Origin of the sequence: Pseudoalteromonas sp. APC 3250 (assembly GCF_030407915.1) — a bacterium.
In the GTDB taxonomy this organism is placed as follows: Bacteria; Pseudomonadota; Gammaproteobacteria; order Enterobacterales; family Alteromonadaceae; genus Pseudoalteromonas; species Pseudoalteromonas tetraodonis.
The window spans coordinates 252,222-275,440 of sequence record NZ_JASDCM010000001.1 but is presented as its reverse complement, the minus strand read 5'-3'; the positions used below and the strand labels follow the sequence as shown (position 1 = coordinate 275,440).

14 protein-coding genes are annotated in these 23,219 nt (G+C 39.3%); 13 read left to right on the top strand and 1 reads right to left on the bottom strand.

Translation table 11 applies throughout. The features are described 5' to 3' along the window. Positions 1–2: 2 nt before the first annotated feature. The 12 genes from QL986_RS01230 to QL986_RS01175 all read left to right on the top strand — a co-directional run bounded on the left by QL986_RS01230 (position 3) and on the right by QL986_RS01175 (position 20,344). Complete coding sequence (locus QL986_RS01230) at positions 3–224, top strand: DUF2835 family protein (protein WP_016900377.1); 222 nt, start codon at positions 3–5, stop codon at positions 222–224. 253 nt (positions 225–477) lie between these two features. Continuing rightward, positions 478–2,574 carry a DUF1302 domain-containing protein gene (locus QL986_RS01225; protein ID WP_290191012.1) on the top strand — a complete coding sequence of 699 codons (2,097 nt, stop codon included), beginning with the start codon at positions 478–480 and terminating at the stop codon, positions 2,572–2,574. Positions 2,575–2,587: 13 nt separating this feature from the next. Then, positions 2,588–3,952 (top strand): DUF1329 domain-containing protein, encoded by a 1,365-nt coding sequence (locus QL986_RS01220; protein ID WP_138686945.1) that lies wholly within the window; start codon positions 2,588–2,590, stop codon positions 3,950–3,952. A 124-nt stretch (positions 3,953–4,076) separates the two neighbouring features. After that, complete coding sequence (locus QL986_RS01215; protein ID WP_290191011.1) at positions 4,077–5,072, top strand: YCF48-related protein; 996 nt, start codon at positions 4,077–4,079, stop codon at positions 5,070–5,072. Further along, the gene (locus QL986_RS01210; protein WP_138686943.1) at positions 5,072–7,393 is read left to right on the top strand and encodes an MMPL family transporter; all 2,322 of its coding nucleotides are present in this window, start codon (positions 5,072–5,074) and stop codon (positions 7,391–7,393) included. Before QL986_RS01215 ends, QL986_RS01210 begins: the two co-directional genes overlap by 1 nt. A gap of 210 nt (positions 7,394–7,603) precedes the next feature. After that, positions 7,604–12,445 (top strand): NAD-glutamate dehydrogenase, encoded by a 4,842-nt coding sequence (locus QL986_RS01205; protein ID WP_290191010.1) that lies wholly within the window; start codon positions 7,604–7,606, stop codon positions 12,443–12,445. A gap of 106 nt (positions 12,446–12,551) precedes the next feature. Further along, on the top strand, positions 12,552–13,562 hold the full coding sequence (pyrD, locus tag QL986_RS01200; protein ID WP_024603052.1) for a quinone-dependent dihydroorotate dehydrogenase: 1,011 nt from the start codon (positions 12,552–12,554) through the stop codon (positions 13,560–13,562). Positions 13,563–13,693: 131 nt separating this feature from the next. Beyond that, a complete protein-coding gene (locus QL986_RS01195) occupies positions 13,694–14,224 on the top strand; it encodes a cell division protein ZapC (protein WP_036954637.1) in 531 nt (176 codons plus the stop codon). A gap of 90 nt (positions 14,225–14,314) precedes the next feature. Next, positions 14,315–16,432 (top strand): bifunctional 23S rRNA (guanine(2069)-N(7))-methyltransferase RlmK/23S rRNA (guanine(2445)-N(2))-methyltransferase RlmL, encoded by a 2,118-nt coding sequence (rlmKL, locus tag QL986_RS01190; protein ID WP_024603050.1) that lies wholly within the window; start codon positions 14,315–14,317, stop codon positions 16,430–16,432. Continuing rightward, complete coding sequence (locus QL986_RS01185) at positions 16,425–16,664, top strand: glutaredoxin family protein (RefSeq protein WP_290191009.1); 240 nt, start codon at positions 16,425–16,427, stop codon at positions 16,662–16,664. Before rlmKL ends, QL986_RS01185 begins: the two co-directional genes overlap by 8 nt. Before the next feature lie 15 nt (positions 16,665–16,679). After that, the gene (locus tag QL986_RS01180) at positions 16,680–18,593 is read left to right on the top strand and encodes an ABC transporter ATP-binding protein (RefSeq protein WP_024603048.1); all 1,914 of its coding nucleotides are present in this window, start codon (positions 16,680–16,682) and stop codon (positions 18,591–18,593) included. An 11-nt stretch (positions 18,594–18,604) separates the two neighbouring features. Further along, positions 18,605–20,344 (top strand): DUF3466 family protein, encoded by a 1,740-nt coding sequence (locus QL986_RS01175; RefSeq protein ID WP_013465024.1) that lies wholly within the window; start codon positions 18,605–18,607, stop codon positions 20,342–20,344. Between the two features lie 97 nt (positions 20,345–20,441). Here QL986_RS01175 and QL986_RS01170 read toward each other — a convergent pair whose 3' ends face one another. Beyond that, complete coding sequence (locus QL986_RS01170) at positions 20,442–20,948, bottom strand: DUF2062 domain-containing protein (RefSeq protein ID WP_013465022.1); 507 nt, start codon at positions 20,946–20,948, stop codon at positions 20,442–20,444. Here QL986_RS01170 and QL986_RS01165 point away from each other — a divergent pair. Continuing rightward, the gene (locus QL986_RS01165; RefSeq protein ID WP_290191008.1) at positions 20,928–23,195 is read left to right on the top strand and encodes a DNA internalization-related competence protein ComEC/Rec2; all 2,268 of its coding nucleotides are present in this window, start codon (positions 20,928–20,930) and stop codon (positions 23,193–23,195) included. The two genes, QL986_RS01170 and QL986_RS01165, sit on opposite strands and share 21 nt — an antisense overlap. The last annotated feature ends 24 nt before the right edge of the window (positions 23,196–23,219 follow it).

Sequence of the window (23,219 nt, the reverse complement as noted above, 5' to 3'; positions counted from 1 at the left end):
TCATGATAGAACATTATTTTTATATAAATTTAAGCTATAACGAGTGCATGGATTATTACCATGGCCGGTATAGCTCAATTCAAGTAACAGCTGATAGCGGCAAAACAATTCGTTTTGCTGCGCATTATCTTCGGCCCTTCATGTCTAGTTTAGGTATTCGTGGTCGGTTTAGACTAATTTTAAGTAATGAAAACAAGTTCATCCGTCTCGAACGAGTAGCCTAGCTGTTGTTTTTTGTGATATAGATATACACAAATATTGCCTTTTTGTTAATTTCGATTTGTTCTATTGTTAATTTACGTGTATAAATTATCTGGTATGACGTCTTACCAATACGTAAACGTTAAACAAATAAAAAACTTATAACTGATTGAAGGCGACCATTTGTAATTTGTTTAATTCGCTTCTATCGTTACGATTACACTAAAAACAATAACTTGATCACACAAAAAATACCCGCGACAGGGGGGAACCAAAATGATAAGAAGATCGCTTTTTGTTAAAAATAAAATAGTACTCGGCTTAACAGCTGCGGCTATCGGTTTATCAGCAGCACAGACACAGGCTGCAACATTTGAGGTAGGCGGTTTTGATATCGCTTTCGACTCTACTTTTTCTTATGGGCAAAGTATTCGCGTAGAAGACCGTGACTTTAACCTCATTGGTAAAAGTAATAACCCATCATTTGATTGGACAGGTTATAACCCAGCAATCAATACAATTTATTCATCTCAAGATGTCTGGGCTCAACCGGGCTCTTACTCAAATAATGGTGATGCAGGCGATTTAAACTTTGATAGCGGCGAAACTTTTTCAAAGCTATTAAAAGGCACGCATGACCTATCAATAAGTAAAGATAACTACGGCTTATTTACTCGTTTTATGTACTTTTATGATTTTGAATTAATGGACGGCGATCGTGCCTACGTTAATCCAACATCTGGTCAGGGTGTAGATCCGTGTGATGATGATGATACTAAAGAGCAAAGCTGTGCTGACATTCGTTTACTTGATGCGTATGTGTGGGCAAACTTTGATTTAAATGAAGGCAAAAACCCGCTTTCTATTCGAGTTGGTCAACAAGTGGTTAACTGGGGGGAAAGTACATTAATCTCTCATGGTATTAACGTAAACCCGGTTGATATTGACCGATTAAAAGCACCAGGTGCTGAACTAAAAGAAGCGTTTATTCCGGTTGGTATGTTGTGGGCCTCATTAGGGCTTACAGAAAACATGACCTTAGAGGGCTTTTATCAATACCAATGGCATGAAACACGTTTACCTGCAGCAGGGACTTATTTTTCTACCAATGATTTTGCGGCAGAAAACGGTTATCAACAAAATGTACAGCTTGGTTTTACTTCAAACCCTGATATTGACTTAGCGTTTTTAACAGATAACTTGAATAACCTGATGGCAACTTATGGCCAAGTGGCTGCGAGCCAAGGTATTGACCCTTCAAGTGCAGCTGGACAACAATTACTGGCCAATATGTACTTAGCGTACCCAACTAAGGTTACCCTTAAAGGTAAAGGCTATGATGGAAAAACAGAGCCTGATGATGGCGGTCAATATGGTCTGCGCTTAGGTATGTTTTTACCTGAGTGGAACGATACAGAAGTGGCACTTTATCATGTAAATTATCACAGCCGCCGTCCACTTATTTCGGGCCGCGTATCTAATTTCACGCAAGCATCATTGCAACAAGATTTAGCCATGATTGCCACCACTGAAATTACCTCTGATAACGTCTCTGACCTAACAGCATTTGCTAAAGCGACAAACGAATACCCTGAAGATATTAAACTATATGGTTTGAGTTTTAATACCTCGCTGGGTGAAACTGCGTTTGCAGGTGAATTCACTTTCCGTGAAGACGAACCACTACAAATCGATGACGTAGAATTACTTTATGCAGCTATGCCTGAGCAATTAGCGATTGCCGGCTTACGCCCTGAATTTGCGGGTATTTCGCAAATGAGTAAAGGTGATGCTGCAAGTGTTGTAGGTCCAGGCGAGCTAGCTAAAGGTTACATTGAACGTAATACTTCACAGCTACAGTTTACGGCCACGCATTTATTTGGCCCGTCATTAGGTGCTGATAGCTGGGCAGTTGTCGGTGAAATTGGTGGTGTTCGCATCAACAATATGCCTGAATACGATGAAATACGTTTAAATGTTTCTGGTACTGGTCGAAGCGGTATTATGCAAGGCCCAGGTAGTTCAGACTATTCTGCATTGCATATGGCTTTATCAAATGGTCCTGAGCAAAAATCGTTTGCTACGGCGTCGTCTTGGGGTTATCGCTTAATTGCCAAAGGTGATTACTTTAATATTTACAATGGTATTAACTTCTCACCTCGTTTTGTGTTCTCGCATGATGTTAATGGTAATACGCCTGATCCAATGTTCTTATTCATTGAAGATCGTAAGTCACTAGGTGCTACTATGAGCTTTAATTACCAAAATGCATGGTCTTTAGATGTAAGTTACAACTCATTTTGGGGTGGTGGCGACACCAACACTTTCTCTGACCGAGATTACGTTTCTTTTAACTTAAAATATTCTATCTAGGGGTAACATTATTATGATTAAAAAACCTACCCTCATTGCTACAGCGTTTTGTAGTTTGTTTGCAAGTCACACAGCACTGGCTAAAATTAGTCCAGAAGAAGCTGCGCGTCTAGGTAAAGACCTAAGCCCAATTGGGGCAGAAAAAGCAGCGAATGCAGATGGTTCAATCCCAGCGTGGAACGGTGGTATTACTGCTGCACCAGCAGGTTATGAGCCGGGTATGCACCACTTAGACCCTTACGCAACTGATGAAGTATTGTTTACTATAGATAAAAGCAATATTGATAAGTACAAAGAAAATTTAAGCCCAGGGCAAATAGCATTATTTGAAGCGTACCCAGATACGTTTAAAATGCCTATTTACAAAACACGTCGTTCAGCGTCATACCCACAGTTTGTATACGATGCGACAAAGAAATTTGCTACTACAGCTGAATTAGTTGAAGGTGGTAACGGGATTAAGAACACAGCAATTGGTATTCCATTTCCAATTCCTAAAACAGGTTTAGAAGCAATTTGGAACCATTTACTTCGCTATCGTGGTCAATCAATTGAGCGCTTTGGTGGTCAGGCAGCGCCAACAGCATCGGGGTCGTACAACTATGTTGGCTTTGATGAGCAACTATTAGTTAAATATTCTGATCCAAGTGCAACGCCGGCTGAACTACAAGACTCTAATATTTTGTTTAAGTTTAAACAGCAAGTGACAGAGCCAGCACGTTTGGCAGGTACGGCATTGTTAGTACATGAAACCATGGATCAAATATTAACACCACGTCAAGCGTGGACGTATAATTCAGGTCAGCGTCGTGTTCGTCGTGCACCTAATGTAGCGTATGATGCTCCGGGTACAGCAGCAGATAGCTTACGTACAACCGATGATTTTGACATGTTTAACGGCTCGCCAAATCGTTATAACTGGACGCTAAAAGGCAAGCAAGAGCTTTACATCCCATACAATAGCTACAAGCTTCACAGTGATAAGCTAACCTATGATGATATTTTAAAGCCTGGCCACATCAACCCAGAGCATACACGTTATGAAAAACACCGTGTGTGGGTTGTTGAAGCAAACTTAAAAGATAACACGCGCCATATTTATAAAAAACGTGTGTTCTACATTGATGAAGACAGCTGGCAAGTACATGTTACCGATATATACGATAATCGCGACCAACTGTATCGTGTAGCAATGGCTTATGGCCTTAACTACTACGAAGTACCGACTCAGTGGAGTACGCTTGAGGTATACCACGACCTTAACTCACGTCGTTACTTAGCCATTGGTTTAGATAATCAAGAAAAGATGTATGATTTTTCTCAGTCATTTAATGATAATGAGTTCACATCGAGCGCTTTACGTCGCGCTGGCAGATAGTATAAAAGCAGGCACCTAGTTTCCTAGGTGCCTTTTTTCTTTCACATCGCGTTTGTCTATTAACGAACAGGTTTTCCTCTTTTTAACAGACAAACAAATCCTCAGTTCAAGGCGAATTTAATTTATGAAGTATTTGGTCTATGCCAGCCTGATCCTAAGCGGTGCGAGTTTTGCACAAGACGCACCTCAAAGTGCAATTAGCGCAATTAATGCAGATAAAACACTCCTTACCGATATCACACAAACCTCAGCAGGGCTCATTGCTGTGGGTAAACACGGTACGGTAATTAAAAGTGTTGATGGTAACAATTGGCAACAAGCACAATCAGTGCCTACACAAGTATTACTAACAGCGGTTGAATTTACTAATGATTCTCACGGCTGGGCATGTGGACATGACGCCACAATTATAAATACCACCGACGGTGGTGAGAACTGGCAGTTACAACAAGCAAAGCCCTCACTTGATAAACCCTGTTTAGATATTTATTTTAAAGACGATTTACATGGTTATGCCGTGGGCGCCTACGGTATGTTTTATCAAACCAGTGATGGCGGCGAACATTGGCAAAAACGGTTTTTAGATTCACTGTTATTTAGTGAAGATAGAGCGTACTTAAACGATTTAAAACAAACCGATCCTGAGGGTTACGAAATAGAAACCTCGTCTATATTACCTCACTTTAATCGCATTGAACCGACTAGTTCGGGTTTAATGCTAGTGGGAGAGATGGGCTTAATGGCAAAAAGTGATGACGATGGCCAAACATGGCAACGTTTAGATGAAATTTACCCTGGCTCGTTTTTTGGTTTTGCTTCTGATTCATCGCAACAAATCGTCGCAGGGCTACGCGGTAATATTTTCGTAAATAAAACCGACAGTGGACAATGGCAGCATTTAGAAAATGACAAAACCGCCACTATTAATAGCATTATCAACTACAACAATAAACAATGGCTATTACTGGCTAATAGCGGTGTTATTTTTCATCTAAAAGATGATGAGTTGTCATACGAGCAATTGGCCGATGGTAAGGCAATACTTGATGGTGTAATTGTTAAAGATAGACTTATTCTGGCGACAGAAAATGGCATTAAAGTGAAGGAGTTGACCCCTTAATGCAAGCAATTTTAGATTTTTTAGAAAAAGCGATTTTTAGACACCGCTTAGTGGTGCTCATAAGTTTTGTGTTGATCACCTGTTTATTGGTTTTTAAAGCAACACAGATTCAACTTGATGCGTCATTTAATAAAAATATCCCGCTCAATCATGAATACATGAAGGTATACACTAAACATGAGAAACAGTTTGGTGGTGCAAATAGTATTTTAATTTCCGTATGTGACGACAGTGGTGATATTTTTAACCCTGAATTTTTTACCCAATTAAAAGCAGTGCACGATCAGCTTTATTTTATTCCAGGGGTAAATCGTCCTTTAGTAAATTCTATCTTTTCACCCAGTGCCCGTTTTGTTGAAGTTGTTGAAGACGGCTTTGCTGGCGGGCCTATTATACCAGCCAACTTTAAAGCCGATAAGCAAGGCTTAGGAATTGTTAAAGAGAACATTGAAAAGGCAAAAGTAGTGGGTCGTATGATAGCAAGCGATTATTCGTGTGCCATGGTCACCGCCCAACTGTTAGAGACTGATCCGCAAACACAAGAAAAATTAGACACCCTTGCGTTTGCAAAAAAATTAGAAACCGAGATTCGTGAACCTTTAAGTACTGATAATATCAGTATTCATATTATCGGTTTTGCAAAAATGGCTGGCGATATCGCTGAAGGCGCAAAAGGGGTTGTTTTATTTTTTGCCATCGCGATTGCGTTTACATTCGTCATGGTATGGCTATTTTGTGGCAGCTTGAAACTTACTATCTTACCGATTGTGTGTTCTATTATTGCCGTTATTTGGCAGTTAGGCTTATTGTCTAGTTTAGGCTTTGGCCTTGATCCTATGTCAATTTTAGTTCCTTTTTTAGTTTTTGCAATTGGTGTAAGCCACGGTGTGCAGATGATCAACGCCATTGGTAAAAAAGTCACTGAGGGCAAAACGACCGCCGTGTGTTGTCAATCTAGCTTTAGAGCTTTGCTGGTGCCAGGTGGGATTGCGTTGTTATCAGATACGGTTGGCTTTTTAACACTTTTAACTATAGATATCGGCATCATTCGTGAACTGGCTATTACAGCAAGTTTAGGGGTAGCTGTTATTATATTTACTAATCTTATTTTATTGCCTGTATGGGCATCGTATATGCGTTTTGAAAACAGCATCCATATTCAATCGGGTGATGCCAACAAACCGAATATACTCGATGCAATGCGCGATTTATTAGTTAAAGCAACTGACCCAAAAACAGCAAAAATCATTATTGGTTTCACTCTGGTTTTATTTGCACTGGGCTATTGGCAAGCGGATAAAATGCGAATCGGTGATTTACACGCAGGTGCGCCATCGTTGCACCAAGATGCACGTTACAACCAAGATACCTTTTTAATATCGGACAAATACACCATTTCGTCTGATATTTTAAAAGTGATTGTGGAAGCATACCCTGCGGCCTGTACAGAGCACGATGTAATGGAACGTATATCGCGTTTTCAATATAAAGTTGAAAACTTAGCGGGCGTGCAGTCAGCAGTGAGCTTAAGTTCAGTGGCACAATCAGTCAATGCCGGTTACAACGAGGGCAATTTAAAGTGGCAAAGTTTGCCGCGCAATTCTGCCAGCTTAGTGCAATCAACGTCACGTGTGGAAACAAGCACAGGGTTATTAAACGGTGATTGTTCGGTAATGCCGGTGATTATATTTTTAGACGATCACAAAGCACAAACAATTGATAACGTGATTGCAAAAGTAAAACAATTTGCCGATGAAGAGGGCACAGATAAACTGGCCTTTAAATTGGCATCAGGCCCTGTAGGTGTGATGGCTGCAACGAATGAGTCTGTTTCAGCAGCGCAAATACCTATGATGTTGTATGTTTACGGTGCGGTTATTATTTTATGCTTACTTAGTTTTAAGAGTGTAAAAGCAACAATTGCGGTGGTATTACCCTTGTACATAGTATCAACCCTTGCACAAGCACTGATGGTGCAGCTTGAGATTGGTCTGACTGTTTCAACGTTACCAGTGATTGCTCTGGGTGTAGGTATTGGTGTTGATTACGGTATTTATATTTTGTCATCGATGATGGGGCAGTTAAAACAAAACGTACCATTGAGTATTGCTTATCGTAATGCATTAGTTGAACGTGGTAGTGCGGTGTTATTTACCGGTATTACATTAGCGATTGGTGTAAGTACGTGGATTTTTTCTGATTTGAAGTTCCAAGTTGATATGGGAATTCTGCTTACCTTCATGTTTTTAGTAAATATGTTGGGCGCAGTGTTACTTCTACCTGCAATTGGCAGCTTGCTCTGGACTGACCAGAAAAAATAAGGTGAATAAATTTGCTCCAAAATGGCCAGTAATGGCCATTTATATCTATATTTTGTGAATAGATGACCAAATAGCTGAAATGCTTAAAATGTTTTCATCGAAAAGGCTGTTTATTAGTTTTAAAAGGGTTAGAATTTAACTGACTCCACGCTAATAAATGGCTGTACAAATACTCTGCTAAACTAGCAGTGATAGATTAAGGAACATACAATGACACGAAATGAAGGCCAAGCCTCGGTTATTTTAGATAACGTCTGTAAGCTTATCCAGAAAAAAGTTCGCGCTGATAATGTGTTACTCGTTGAGAAATTCGCCAAAGCCTTGTACAGCAATATGTCTAAAGAGGATTTGGCAAATCGCAACGACAGTGACTTATATGGTGCTGCACTTAGCCTTTGGAATTCGCTAGAAAAAAATACATCAGATGACGCAGTTATTCGCGTTTTCAACCCTGAAGTGGCAAAAGATGGCTGGCAGTCATCACATACCATTGTAGAGATCATTGCTAAAGACATGCCGTTTTTAGTTGACTCTGTACGTATGGCCATGACACGAGAAAACATCGCCTCTCACTTACTTCTTCATAGTCCACTGAAAATTCAACGTGATAAAAACGAAAAAATATCTGGGTTATCAAGCTTAAAAGCAGAGCAAGAATCAACATCAACAAAAACTGTATTCTTTATAGAAATTGACCGTCAAACAGATGCAACTGTTATTGAGTCTTTCAAAAAAGAACTTGAATCTGTACTCGTTGATGTATCGGTTGCGGTTGAAGATTGGCAGCCTATTCGCGAAAAACTAATCGCAGTTAGCAAAAGCTTACCTAAAAGCCACAAAGATAAAAATGATAACGAAATAAATGAAACCGTTGAGTTCTTAGATTGGCTAGTAAAAGACAACTTTACATTAATGGGTTACCGCCAATATGAGCTTTCGCCAGTCCAAGGTGATTATCAATTAAAAGGTAAAATGGATACCAGCTTAGGGTTAATGAAAAACTCAGATGCTGAGCATACACGTTTGCTTTCTGAGTTACCTGAAGTGGCTCGTCAAGAAGCACGTAGTAGCAACTTATTAATTTTAACGAAAACCAATTCATTATCTCGAGTTCATCGCCCAGCCTATATTGATTATGTGGGTGTTAAGCGTTTTGATGACAAAGGTAATGTAATTGGTGAAGACCGTTTTATAGGTTTATTCTCATCTAACTTTTATAACAACAGCGCTGCTGATGTCCCGGTTCTTAAAAGCAAGATTAATCGCATTATGGATATGTGTGATTTTGCTAAGGGTACACATGCATACAAAGCGGTATTAAACATCTTAGAAACCTACCCACGTGACGAATTAGTGCAAGCTCGCGAACATGAGCTACTTGAAGTTGCTATGGGCGTGTTACAAATTCAAGAACGCGATATGTGTCGTTTATTTGTTCGCAAAGATGCATACGGTCGCTTCCTATCTTGTATGGTGTATGTACCACGTGAACGTTATAACACGGCGCTGCGCCGCGAAACGCAGGCTATTTTAGCGAATGCATTTAATTCTGACGTTAAAGTCGAATTTACTACCTATTTCTCAGAGTCAACACTGGCGCGTACTCATTACACCGTTCGTGTGACCGATAACAATATTGAATATAACGTGAAAGACATAGAAAATAATCTAATTGAAGCCGCTCGTACCTGGGAAGATAAACTCCAATCAGCCTTACTCGAATCTGCTGGTGAAGCACGTGGTAACGAATTAAACCGTAAATACTGCAACGCTTTTGCACGTTCATACAAAGAAGAAGTACTTCCAAGTGCCGCTGTTGTTGATATTGAAAAGCTAGAAATGCTAAACGATGACAACAAACTTGAGATGTTGTTTTATCGTCCACAAGAAGAGGCGAGCAGCAATATTGTTCGTTTAAGCTTATTCCACAAAGATGAGCCAATTCACTTATCAGATGTGATGCCAATGCTGGAAAACTTTGGTTTACGTGTTGTAGGTGAAACACCTTACTCAGTTAAAACCAGTGATGGTGGCATTAATTGGATCATGGACTTCTCAATGCTGATTGATAGCAAAGGGATGGCCGATTTTGATAAAATTTCCGCACGTTTTCGTGCCGCACTAACCAGTGTGTGGGCAAATCGTTTAGAAAACGATGGTTTTAACCGTTTAGTGTTAATGGGTGGGTTAACCGGTCGCGAAGCATCAATTTTACGTGCGTACGCTAAATACATGCGCCAAATTGGGGTAACTTTCTCGCAAACGTACATCGAAAGTACCTTTGCTAATTACCCACACATCGCGGCTAAAATTGTTAATTTATTTGCTAAAAAATTCTCAGTTAAAAGTCCTGCAAGTGCTAAAACACTTGAAAAACTAGGCTTAGAAATTTATGCAGAGTTAGAAAACGTAGCGAATCTTGATGATGACCGTATTATCCGTTTATACGTTGATATGATTGTTGCAACGCTGCGTACAAACTACTTCCAAAAAGATGGTGAAGGTAAGTTTAAGTCATATATTTCACTTAAAATTCAACCAAGTTTAATTCCAGAAGTACCACTGCCTGTTCCTGCGTTTGAGATTTTCGTTTACTCGCCGCGTGTTGAAGGTGTGCATTTACGCTTTGGTAAAGTTGCGCGTGGTGGCCTACGTTGGTCAGACCGTCGTGAAGACTTCCGTACTGAAGTTTTGGGCTTGGTAAAAGCGCAGCAGGTTAAAAATACCGTAATTGTACCGGTTGGTTCAAAAGGTGGCTTTGTATGTAAACAACTACCTAGTGAGCGCGAAGCGTTTATCAAAGAAGGCCAAGAATGTTATAAAATCTTCATTCGTGGCTTATTAGATATCACAGATAATATTGAGCGCGGCGAAGTTGTACCTGCTGTTGATGTTACTCGTCATGATGAAGACGATGCATACCTAGTGGTTGCAGCGGACAAAGGAACTGCGACTTTCTCTGATATTGCGAACGGTATCGCAATCGAATATAACTTCTGGCTAGGTGATGCGTTTGCATCAGGTGGTTCAGTAGGTTACGACCATAAGAAAATGGGTATTACTGCGCGTGGTGCATGGGAGTCTGTTAAGCGTCATTTCCGTGAAATGGATATTAACTGTCAAACCACAGACTTTACTGCCGTTGCCATTGGTGACATGGCCGGTGATGTATTTGGTAATGGTATGTTGTTATCAAAGCACATTCGTTTGCAAGTGGCGTTTAACCACTTACATATTTTTGTGGATCCAAACCCCGATGCAGCTGCTTCTTACCCAGAGCGCGAGCGTTTATTTAATTTGCCACGTTCATCATGGGAAGATTACAACAAAGAGTTAATTTCAAGCGGCGGTGGTGTGTTCTCTCGTGCAGCCAAGTCGATTACGCTAAGCCCAGAAATGAAAAAAATGTTGGGCACTAAAAAAGCCAGCATGACGCCTAATGAATTGATCAAAGCCTCACTTATGATGGAGTTTGATTTATTGTGGAATGGCGGTATTGGTACATACATTAAGCACTCTAAAGAAACAGATGCGGATGTAGGGGACCGTGCAAACGATGCACTGCGCATTAATGGTAAAGACCTTGGCGCTAAAGTCTTTGGCGAAGGCGGTAACTTAGGGGCAACCCAGTTAGGTCGTATTGAATTTGCAGCTAAAGGTGGCCGTGTTAATACTGACTTTATCGATAACGTAGGCGGTGTTGCGTGTTCAGATAACGAAGTAAACATTAAAATCTTACTTAATGGTTTAGTTGCCGAAGGTGATTTAACACGTAAGCAACGTGATGAGTTACTTTACTCAATGACCGACGAAGTATCTGAATTAGTGCTTAAAGACTGTTATCGTCAAACACACACTTTATCGATTACCCAATCAAAAGGGACTTCAACGCTTAAAGAAAAAATTCGTTTTATTCATGCGCTTGAAAAAGAGGGCAAGTTAGACCGTACGATTGAGTTTATTCCGACGGATGAAGAGTTAGCAGAGCGTGCTGCCGCAGGCAGAGATTTAACACGTCCTGAGCTTTCAGTGTTGGTCTCTTATGCGAAAATGGTTCTTAAAGAGTCATTAGTAACCGACGAAATTACCGAAAACCCTTACTATCGTCAGTTATTGGTTAAATCATTCCCACGTCCATTACGTGAGAAGTTTAACGATGCTATGAATAATCACCCACTACGCAAAGAGATCATTGCCACTAAGTTAGCAAATAATATTGTTAACGATATGGGCTTAAACTTTATGGTGCGTATGAATGAAGAAACAGGTGCAAACGAAGCTGAGATTGCATTATGTTATTCAATCGCAAGTGAAATATTCCAAATGCGTGACACTTGGTTATCAATTAGTGACTTAGATAACAAGATACCGTCTAACGTACAAACAGAAATGTTGTACCAGTTACGTCGTACTGTTCGTCGTGCAACTCGTTGGTTCTTACGTCATCGTACGAAAGCACAAACAATTGAGCAATCAATTGAAGCATTTGCACCAACGTTTGCCGATTTAAGTGAAAACTTAACTAAATACATCGTGAAAACAGAAAGCGATCGTATAGAAAGTGCACGTGAAGAGCTAACGCAAAGCGGTGTTCCGGTTGAGATTGCTCAGCGTATTGTATCGTTATCAAGCTTGTTCTCTGTAATGGACTTGACACAAATTGCGCAAAACTCTAATCGTAAAATCGATATGGTATCGCACACTTACTTCAAACTTGGTGCGCAAATGGGGCTACATTGGTTCTTAGACCAAATTACTAATCAACCTGTTTCAAACCATTGGCAAGCACTTGCGCGTGCTTCATATCGTGAAGAGTTAGATTGGCAACAACGTACATTATCTGAAGTAGTGTTAAACAGCTTTGAAGGTGATAGTAGTGATGTTGATGGCCAAATTGAACAGTGGATGGATAGCCAAGATCTGTTGTTACAGCGCTGGAAACAAATGCTCACTGAATTTAAAACATCGCAAAGTCATGACTTTGCAAAATTCTCAGTTGCACTTAGAGAGCTTATGTTACTAGGCCACAACTGTGATACCTCTGCAAAGTAATAAACTGCAACTGATTAAAATTAATCGTTAAACAGTTTTTTGTTATATAATACCTCAGCCTTATCTGAGGTATTTTTTTGTCTACAACTTTAAGAGGATTATATTCATGTTTTACGATTTAGCTCGCCGTTTTATGTTTACCCGTGATGCGGAGTGGGCCCATGATTTTGCTCTTAATAACTTACGTCGCTTTGCTAATACACCGTTAAGTGCCGCGTGGTCACAAAGCGTGGCAAATAAGCCTGTGAACTTTTTAGGCCTCGAATTTAAAAATCCCGTAGGGCTTGCCGCTGGTCTTGATAAAAATGCCGAGTGTATTGATGCATTCGCCCAAATGGGGTTTGGTTTTGTCGAAGTAGGCACAGTAACACCGCGTCCACAAGCAGGTAACGATAAGCCTCGTATGTTTAGATTGCCACAGTCGAATGCAATTATTAATCGCATGGGCTTTAATAATAAAGGCGTTGATAATTTAGTAAATAACGTAAAAGCAGCAAAGTATGATGGCATTTTAGGTATTAATATTGGTAAAAATAAAGATACGCCGAATGAACAAGGCAAAGATGATTACATTCACTGTATGCGAAAAGTGTTTGAGTATGCATCTTACATAACCGTCAATATTTCATCGCCAAATACACCAGGATTGCGTGACTTACAATATGGCGCAGCATTAGATGACCTATTGCAAAGTTTAAAAAATGAGCAGTTAGATTTAATTGCCAAGCATAATAAAAATGTACCTATGCTGGTTAAAATTGCGCCAGACTTAGATCCTATTCAAATTGAACAAGTGAGCGAATCACTATTAACGAATAAAATTGATGGTGTGATTGCCACAAATACAACCCTTGAGCGTAGCCTAGTGCAAGGTCAGCAGTATGCTGATGAAGCAGGGGGGTTATCGGGTGCTCCGGTAAGAGAGCGTTCAACTCATATTGTTTCTGAACTAAAACGTTTAACTAATAATCAATTACCTATCATTGGTGTAGGCGGTATTGATGACGTTCAATCGGCTAAAGAGAAGATGAACGCAGGGGCTGATTTGATTCAAGTTTACACTGGATTTATTTATAAAGGACCACAATTGGTCAAGTCGATCATTAACGACTTATAAGGATCAGTTATGTAAGCTTTTGATCGTTCGATAAATGTTCTAAAAAGACGTTTTAAAAATGGTCAAAAGCAGCTATACTCTAAGCTTATTGTCTTATTTTATTTTTTTAAGTACTAAGTAGGGAGGAGCAAATGTTACAAGCGTCAAAGCAATGGCAGTGGATAGCGTGTGCTGAAAAAAACCGCTTACTGCTTGATTTAAATGACGATATGCAACTATGCACCCCTTATAAACTAAGGCAATTAACAGATTGCACCTTTAAAAACCCTTACTTTAGTTTAGAAGACGCCGCTTTTTATGAGCAGGTATATTATTACCTCGAGCAGTTTAACTTATGGAATCCTGCGCAATTATGTCAAATAGCGCTCAATGCCACCGCGGTTAAGTTTCAATTAAAGCCCGTTTTAGCTAAAAGTTGGTTTTTTAAAACTTACACGGGTACAACACCTAGTACTGAAGCCGTTATCAACTTGAGCTCTGAATCTCAAACTGGCGAGTTTTTAATTGTGGAGCATTGCCCTGATGCTTCTGTGTGTATTAATTTAAGCGAAACCTTTGCGCTTGACGATAATTTATCACTCTCACAGTTTGAAGTGATCCGCGTATTAAACAACCGTGTTCACCCGCTTATTATCTCACAGTACGATAGTCAAACCGCTTAATCTAATTTAGTTTTCCCACCGTGTTTATGGCGTATTTGTACGCAAACCTATGTTATAATCCCGCGCAATTAGCTATTAAGGGTTTTTACTTTGCAATTTATCGCACTTACTTCTATCGGAATCGAAAATTTATTGGTTGATGAACTTACAGAGCTTGGCGCTACGGTGTCAAAACAAACTGTGGGTTCTGTTCGCTTTGAGGCTGACTCATTGCTAGCGCAAAAGGTGTGTTTATCAACACGCTTTGCTACGCGTGTACTTATGCTTATTGAAGAAAAAGAAGGCGTAAATGACAAAGACAGCTTGTATAAATTTGCACGCTTGCAACCTTGGCAAGAGTGGTTTGGCCCTACGCAAACCTTTGCTGTTGATTTTAACGGCACCAATGACTCGCTTAAAAATACACAGTTTTCAGGCTTAGTGATTAAAGATGCGATTGTTGATTATTTTAATGATCTGTATGAACAGCGCCCAAATGTTGATAAGCAAGATGCGAATGTACGAGTGGTTGCACGTTTAAATCGCCATGGTGTTTCACTTTATATTGATTACTCTGGCCCGCGTTTATCAGAGCGTGGTTACCGTCAAGGTCAAGGTAAAGCACCAATTAAAGAACATTTAGCTGCAGCGATTATTAAGCGCAGTGGCTGGCTTGAAAATGTTAATCAGCCTTTATTTGATCCCTGTTGTGGTGCTGGTACTATTTTAATTGAAGCCGCTGGAATGGCGCGTAATGAAGCGCCAGGTCTATTTCGTGAAGGCTTTGCGTTTGAACGTTTACCTAGCTTTAGAGTGGCAAAGTTTAAAGAACTTAAAGAGCAGCTTTTAGCAAATATTACCGATCCTAAATTGTGGTTAATTGGCCATGATTACGACGCAAATGTCCTTGATAAAGCCATTGCCAATGCGCAGCGCGCAGAACTTGATACGGTAATTAAGTTTAAACAAAGCGATGCAACTAAATTGACTGCGGTTGCTAAATTGCCGGGTGTTGTTATTTCTAACTTACCTTATGGTGAGCGAATTGGCTCTATGGCTGAGCTGGTTAACTTACACCGCAGTTTAGGTGTTGGCTTTAAAAAACACTTCAACCACTGGAAACTAGCTTTATTAGGCATGGATGAAAGCCTGTTTAAACTGCTTAAATTGGTGAAGCAAAAACGTTATAAATTTAAAAATGGCCCACTTGATGTTGAATTAAACTTGTATCAACTTGATGACAAGCAAGTGAGTCTTACCACGGATGACAAACCGGCTTTAAACTTTGAAGGCTCAATGGCCTTTGCTAATCGCTTGAAAAAGAATAAGCAAGGCTTAAAAAATTGGCTTAAGCAAAATCAAGTACATGCCTATCGCGTGTATGATGCGGATATTCCTGAATATAACGTTGCGGTTGATATTTATGGTGATTCAGCGGTTATTTTTGAATACGCAGCACCAAAAGAAATTGATGAAAAAACCTCAGAAAAACGCTTGCAAGATGTTATTAGCTTAACAGCGCAACAACTTGATATTGCACCTGAAAACATTGCGGTAAAAGTACGTAAAAAGCAAAAAGGTGAAGAACAATATACCCCCATGGCTAAGCAAAACAGAACCATGGTGGTAGAGGAGTTTGGTGCTAAGTTTAAAGTTAACTTATTTGATTACTTAGACACCGGACTATTTTTAGATCACCGTCTTGCACGTCGTTACATTCAAGAAAATGCAAAAGATAAGCGCTTTTTAAATCTGTTTGCCTACACGGGAACAGCGTCGGTTCATGCTGCATTAGGCGGTGCAAAAGCAATTACTACCGTTGATTTATCTAAAACCTACCTAAAATGGGGGCAAGATAACTTTGCGCTTAACGATATTAGCAATACGCGTTATCGGTTTGAGCAAGCAGACTGTTTAAAATGGTTAGAGCATGCACAAGGCCAATACGACTTGATCTTTTTAGACCCTCCAACATTTTCTAACTCTAAGCGAATGAAAGATGCGTTTGATGTACAAAATGATCACATTAAGCTGTTAACTTGGGTTAAAAAAATATTGAGCCCATCGGGTACGCTTATATTTTCTAACAATAAACGCGGCTTTGTGATGGACGAAGTAGGGTTAATGGGCTTAGGCTTAAAAGCGGAAAATATTTCAGAAAAAACCTTATCTCCCGATTTTAAACGTAATAAAAAAATTCATAATAGCTGGTTAATTAAACATGGCTAATTGGGTTTTATATCACACAGATGGTTGCCACTTGTGTGAGCAAGCAGAGCAACTGTTAAAACCGTTACTTTCATCAGCTGATGAATTACAACTTATTGATATTATGAGCGATGACGCATTAATTTTAGAGTATCAAATCAGTATTCCGGTTTTAAAAAATCAACAAGGCCAGCAATTGTTTTGGCCGTTTACTGCATCTCAGGCGCAGCAGTTTTTAGCGCAAGCAGAATAAGAGTAAAGATTAATTATGGATTTAATTAGAATTTCAAAAGCACAATTAGCCTACGGTACGCACCCATTATTAGATAATGCCGATGCGGTTATAGAAAGCGGTGAACGAGTATGTATTGTAGGGCGTAACGGTGCGGGTAAATCAACGCTTCTAAAAGTATTAGATGGCCAAGTAATACTCGATGACGGCGAAATAAACCAAGTCGGTAGTTTAAAAATATCGCGTTTAGAACAAGATCCGCCTAAAGGGGCAAGCGGTACTGTATTTGATTATGTTGCCCAAGGTATGCCTGAAATTGCTAACTTACTGATTGATTTTCATCATGTAAGTACACAATTGCAAACAGATTGTACTGATCAGTTACTCAATAAATTAGAGCGCTTATCAAATAAGTTAGAAGCAGCTGATGGCTGGCGTTTTGATAGCCGTATTCAACTGGTTTTAACCCAACTAGAATTAACCCCCGATGCAAAACTAGAATCACTTTCTGGTGGTTGGTTACGTAAAGTTGCACTTGCGCGTGCGCTAGTGAGCGAGCCTGATTTATTATTACTCGATGAGCCTACCAACCACTTAGATATGACAAGTGTAATGTGGTTAGAGCAATTTTTAAAAGAGTTTAAAGGCGGGATTGTATTTATATCGCATGACCGTGCTTTTATTCGCGCCGTTGCAACACGTATTTTAGATTTAGATCGCGGTAAACTAATTTCTTATCCAGGTGATTATGCCACTTACTTAGAACAAAAAGCGCATGATTTAAAAGTGGAAGAAACGCAAAATGCATTGTTCGATAAGCGTTTAGCAGAAGAAGAAGCGTGGATCCGCCAAGGTGTTAAAGCGCGTCGTACGCGTAACGAAGGGCGAGTTCGTGAGCTTAAACAATTACGTAATGAGCGTAAAAAACGCGTTGATCAAGTAGGCAAAACCGATTTCAATATTGAAACGGCTGATCGTTCAGGTAAATTAGTGTTTGAAGCGAAACACTTAAACCATGCATTTAAAGATAAAATCATTGCTGATGACTTTTCTACTTTGGTTATGCGTGGTGATCGTATTGGATTAGTCGGCCCCAATGGCATTGGTAAAACAACACTATTAAAGCTTCTATTTGGTGATTTAAAAGCAGACAGTGGCGAAATAAAGCAAGGTGTTAATTTAGAGTTTGCTTATTTTGATCAGTACCGTGAAAAGCTTGATGAAGAAGCGACCGTTCAAGATAACGTAGCTGAGGGTAAGCAAGAGGTCATGATGGGCGGGCGCTCACGTCATGTGTTAGGCTATTTACAAGACTTTTTATTCCCGCCAGCACGCGCTCGCACCCCCGTAAAAGCACTTTCAGGTGGTGAAAAAAACAGGTTGTTATTAGCCAAACTATTTTTGAAACCTTCAAATATATTAGTGCTTGATGAGCCTACCAACGACTTAGACATAGAAACGTTAGAGTTACTAGAAGATATCATCAATCAATACCAAGGTACTGTGCTGATAGTTAGCCATGACCGTGAGTTTATTGATAATACGTGTTCGAGTGTATGGGCCTTTGAAGGTAATGGTAAGGTAACAGATATCGTTGGCGGTTACAGCGATTATGAAGCCTATACCAACTATTTAGCAGAGCAGCAAAAGCAGCAGCAACAACAGCCAGTTAAAAAGGTTGAAAAATCAGAGCCGGCACCCGTTAAAAGTAATAACAAAGCAAATAAACTCTCTTACAAATTAAAACTTGAACTAGAGCAACTACCTAATAAAATGGAACAACTTGAAGCTGAGCTTGAAAAACAACAAGAACGAGTAAGTCACGAAGACTTTTTCAAGCAAGACAGTGATGTAACAGCTAAGGAATTGAACCATTTAGCCCAACTCGAGTCTGACCTTGAAGCCGCTTTTGAGCGCTGGGAAGAACTTGAAGAATTAAAGAATCAGTAGTAAGGAATAAAATGAAATATAAATTACTCGCGGCCAGTGTTTTAGCAACACTGAGTACATCGGCATTAAGTGCTACCTATGCGTTAACGGAGTTAGGTAACTTTGAAAACGCAAAACATACTTATGTTACCGATGTGAGTGAAAACGGACATGTCATTGGGCTTGCTAATGGCTTATACAATATCCCAATTGATATTAGTTATATTGATTTTACCGATAGTTTAATTAAGAACGCTTATACTAATGAAGTAAATTCATTTGAACTAAGTGACAAAGAAATTACGTTTACACTTGATGACATCGAAAACAACGACGCTATTTATACCAATGCTGATGCGCATACTTTTATGGTTCGTTTTTTGTCAAACTTATCTGCTAACTTTGAATATCAAAAAATTAGCTCAATTGTTGCTACAAATTACAACAGTGGTGTAATTACAGAGCAATCTTTGTTTGATGTGGCTTCGGTTGATTATGATGGGTTAACGCGATCGACCAGCAATTTTTATAATGCTGTTGCACAGGACGGTACGACCGTAGGTTGGGGCAGTGCACCGTTTGATAAAATCACTTTTACACCAGATGGTGAAACTGAAGAAGAAACTTGGTTTACCCGAGAGTTTATAGAACGTGGTATTTTAATTTCTGAAGGCGGTGTAGAAGTGCCGCTTGTTCCAGAATTTACTGAACATGGTGGGACGAGTAAAGCGTCTGATATTGTTGCCACTGACACGGGTTACGTTGTTGTTGGTAATGTATCAGTGAGTATCCCTACAGAGAGACAAACCTTAATTGCTGATAATTGTGATGGTCTTGATGAACCTGTAATGACGTGTATTGAATCAATTAATAGTCGTAACACACGTGGTTTATTTAATAAAACAGCGGTTAAGTGGACACTAGATAGTGCCTATAATGTAACCTCAACAGAATTGTTAGGTTTAGCGCTGACACCAAAAGAAGATGAAGACAGTAACCCATTTATTAGTAATGCATTAGCGGTTAATAAAAATGGCGTTGCGGCCGGTTTTTCTAATACCCGTTACTTTGATAGAGATTCCACAATTTTAACGATGCCAGTTTACTTTAAAGATGGTGAAGTGGTTGATTTTATTGAACAAAGAGATGACTGGCAAAGTGGTAAAGCATTTGCTATCAACGATAACGATATTGTTGTAGGTTATGCGACCAAGCGAATAGAAGGCACGCTAAGAAACAAACTTTTTTACCATGATATAAATACAAACACGACCGTGTTTCCTGAAGGTTACTTTATAAGCTCAAGCTCATATGCAAATGACATTAATAATCAAGGTTACATTGTTGGTGAAGGTGAAATTGGTGAATCTGAGAACACTCGTCGTTCAGAAGCCTTCATTTATAAAATTGGCGATGACAAGATCACTAACCTAAATAAATTGCTGCCTTGTTATGACAGTGATGGTGAAACCAGTTTCAGCTATAAAATGGTAGAAGCTAAATCGATTAATGAAAACAACGAAGTATTTGGTGTTGCAACTAAAACAGTTGAAAAACGAAATTCATTGGGCGGAGTTGTTACCGATGTAAATGGTAATATTGAGTATGAAAGTGTAGCCGTTGCGGTAAAACTTTCGCCTATCCCTAATGGTGAAGTTGAGAATTGTAAAGCCCCAGATGCTGAATTTTACGAACGCAGTTCTGCGAGCTTTTCTTGGTTTGGTTTATTATTACTACCACTTGTTGGTTTAAGACGTGTATTTAGATTTTAAATGAGCTTAAATCGTTAAACAGAACGACTAAAAAACCCAACTTGTTAAGTTGGGTTTTTTTTGTCTATAGTAATGTAAGCATTTAAAGGAAGAGAGGCTAATTATTTCTCATTCCCCATGCCCGCCTTACAGAGCGGCGCCAAATTAGATCTATTCCAAAGTAGCCAATAACACTGGCGATAGAGGCGCATACCAAAGAACCGACTAAGAATGCAGGGCCAATTGTCGTTAAGCTTTCTATAAACCATGCCCAACTGGCTTCGAACGCAAAGTGTTGTTCTGGTTGATTAAGTACTAATGTACCAACAAGGTAGGAGCCGTAAAAAATTGGCGGCATAGTCAGTGGATTAGTGATCCATACTAGCGCAACAGAAATGGGTAAATTAACTCTCAAAATTATCGCTGCGGCAGCCGCGAGCACCATTTGAAAAGGAACAGGGATGAAAGCAAAAAAGAGCCCAACAGCAAAAGCACCTCGTGCCGAACGTCTATTTAAATGCCAAAGGTTAGCATCATGTAAAAGACGGCCAAATATTCTTAGCGATTTGTGATGTCTAATTTTATTTGGATCGGGTAAAAACCGTTGGATCGTTTTTTTAGCCATTTAAAGCAACCATTTACTTCTGTGTGGATGAGTCTTGGGTTTGTTATCGGAGTTGTTGTTACCGTATTTTATTACCAAACCCTTGAATTTACAGTTATCACAATTTCAATCCTCATTGTGAGCACGTATTTTAAGCCGTTTTTAACTGTATTGTTAGGCTTTATTTGCGGTATTTGTTGTGTAGCGGCACATTTTATCTTGTTTTATTCATTTGAATTACCTAATCAGCACGAAAAATACGCTTATTCAGTCAATGTTGTTGTCGAAGAGGTTATTTCTTCAGCCCCTCCACAATACGTAAAAGTGAAAATAACTCGTTTGGAAGATAGCGAATATAGTCAGTTTAGAGCACCTAATGCCTTATTAAGTATTAATTCAACACAACCTATTCAGCCAGGGGATGCTTTTACTGCTCAAGTTAGGTTAAAAAATTTTAGGGGGATTAAAAATTTTACTGTGTTCGACAGTCAACTCTATGCCTTTACACAAAAAATAGCGTTTAAAGGCACAGTATTAAATAAGCAGTTAGCGATTTACAACCGCCCACAAAATAATTATATCGCGGCTTATAGGACTTATGTCAAAAAGCTCGTAAGTAGTGCTGAGCTTAATTGGCTATATTACGTGCTCTTAACCGGAGACAAGTCGTTAATGACCTTTGAGCATAAACAATTAATGCAAAGTCTTGGGTTAAGTCATTTACTGGCTATTTCTGGATTGCATATCTCTTTGGTTTTCGGCTTTTGTTATTTTGCAGTGCGCTGTTTTCTTAAGTTGATTAAGCCTGAACTAAATCAATCATTAAATATTGCTATTTTTTATAGCGCTGCTGGCTTTGTTGCCGCTTTTATTTATGTTTACTTGAGTGATTTCATTATTTCGGCAACCCGCGCCTTAATTATGTTGGGTTGTTATTTGTTGCTTTATTATTTAGCGAAGCAAGCGCTTAGATGGCGAAGTATTTTATATGCGTTGGTTATTATTCTAGCGGTTAATCCATTTAGTTTGCTTAATCCTGGCCTGTATTTTTCCTTTTTAGCGGTATGTATTATTTTTATGGTTTTAAAACAGTTTCCGCTGCGAGGTCATTCATTGTTAGCCAATATTCGCACTCTTTTTATTATTCAACTGGGATTATTTATTGGCTTATTACCGCTGTCATTATACTTTTTTAATGGCGTGAGTTTAGCAGGTTTAGTTTTAAATCTTGTCGCTATTCCCATTTTATCTTTTGTATTAATGCCTGCTTTATTTTTAAGTGTGTTGCTGGGGTTATTAACCGACTGGCATGCGTTTATTGTGTTGTATGATTTTCCACTGACCTATATTTATCAAATGTTGCTGGCAATACCACAGCACATACGTTGGCTTAATGTTGGTCAGGTAAGTATAACCACTGTGGTGCTGCTTTATAGTGTCGTTCCTTTACTTTATTTTATTGAGCTTCGCGTACTGGCGTGTATTCCGCTTTTGACTTTACTGTCTAATTATTATTTTACGCAATCTAGTCTTTGGCAGTTGAACGTATTTGATGTAGGCCATGGCCTAATGGTACTGATAAAAAAAGATAAGCATGCGTTTATTTATGATTTTGGTCCGAGTTACTTTAATCGCTTTAGTCGTGTGCCTAGTGTATTACTACCCTATATTGACGCCCATAATCTAACGGTAAGTACCGCGATTGTCAGTCATCAAGATAACGATCATGCCGGAGGTGTTGCGCATTTTAAAGCGGCCGGTTATGCATGGAGTTTTGATTATTTTCATCCAAATGGTGTATATAACGACTGTATAGCAACAACACTCGATTTTAATGGATTGAGTATTCAAACTTTTGCTAAAGAGGAATTTAATAATAGTAATGATAATTCCTGTATCGTTAAAATCTCAGCTGCAAACTATAGTGTGCTACTTACCGGTGACATATCAAAGACGCGAGAGTCGCAATTAATTAAAAAGAAAGATGATTTACAAAGTACCGTTTTGATAAGCCCACACCACGGCAGTGACAGCTCCTCGAGTGACGAGTTTATTAATGCAGTAAACCCAACGATTGTGATTCATTCAAGTGCCTATCAAGGTCAGTGGCAATTTCCAAGTAAAGCGGTAGTTGAGCGTTACAATAAAATAAACGCCAAACAATATAGCACTGGTGATGTAGGACAAGTTAGGATTGATTTTTATGCTAAGCACCTTGAGCTTACTACAGCGAGGGCGCAGGAAAGTTATTGGTTTATCAAAGATTGACGTTTTGTTTTGCTGTTGCTAAGG

Excerpts from the sequence above, each read along its gene's own strand:
- QL986_RS01230 (WP_016900377.1), top strand. The coding sequence starts at position 3 with ATGATAGAACATTATTTTTATATAAATTTAAGCTATAACGAGTGCATG.
- QL986_RS01225 (WP_290191012.1), top strand. The coding sequence starts at position 478 with ATGATAAGAAGATCGCTTTTTGTTAAAAATAAAATAGTACTCGGCTTA.
- QL986_RS01220 (WP_138686945.1), top strand. The coding sequence starts at position 2,588 with ATGATTAAAAAACCTACCCTCATTGCTACAGCGTTTTGTAGTTTGTTT.
- QL986_RS01215 (WP_290191011.1), top strand. The coding sequence starts at position 4,077 with ATGAAGTATTTGGTCTATGCCAGCCTGATCCTAAGCGGTGCGAGTTTT.
- QL986_RS01210 (WP_138686943.1), top strand. The coding sequence starts at position 5,072 with ATGCAAGCAATTTTAGATTTTTTAGAAAAAGCGATTTTTAGACACCGC.
- QL986_RS01205 (WP_290191010.1), top strand. The coding sequence starts at position 7,604 with ATGACACGAAATGAAGGCCAAGCCTCGGTTATTTTAGATAACGTCTGT.
- pyrD (WP_024603052.1), top strand. The coding sequence starts at position 12,552 with ATGTTTTACGATTTAGCTCGCCGTTTTATGTTTACCCGTGATGCGGAG.
- QL986_RS01195 (WP_036954637.1), top strand. The coding sequence starts at position 13,694 with ATGTTACAAGCGTCAAAGCAATGGCAGTGGATAGCGTGTGCTGAAAAA.
- QL986_RS01185 (WP_290191009.1), top strand. The coding sequence starts at position 16,425 with ATGGCTAATTGGGTTTTATATCACACAGATGGTTGCCACTTGTGTGAG.
- QL986_RS01180 (WP_024603048.1), top strand. The coding sequence starts at position 16,680 with ATGGATTTAATTAGAATTTCAAAAGCACAATTAGCCTACGGTACGCAC.
- QL986_RS01175 (WP_013465024.1), top strand. The coding sequence starts at position 18,605 with ATGAAATATAAATTACTCGCGGCCAGTGTTTTAGCAACACTGAGTACA.
- QL986_RS01170 (WP_013465022.1), bottom strand. The coding sequence starts at position 20,948 with ATGGCTAAAAAAACGATCCAACGGTTTTTACCCGATCCAAATAAAATT.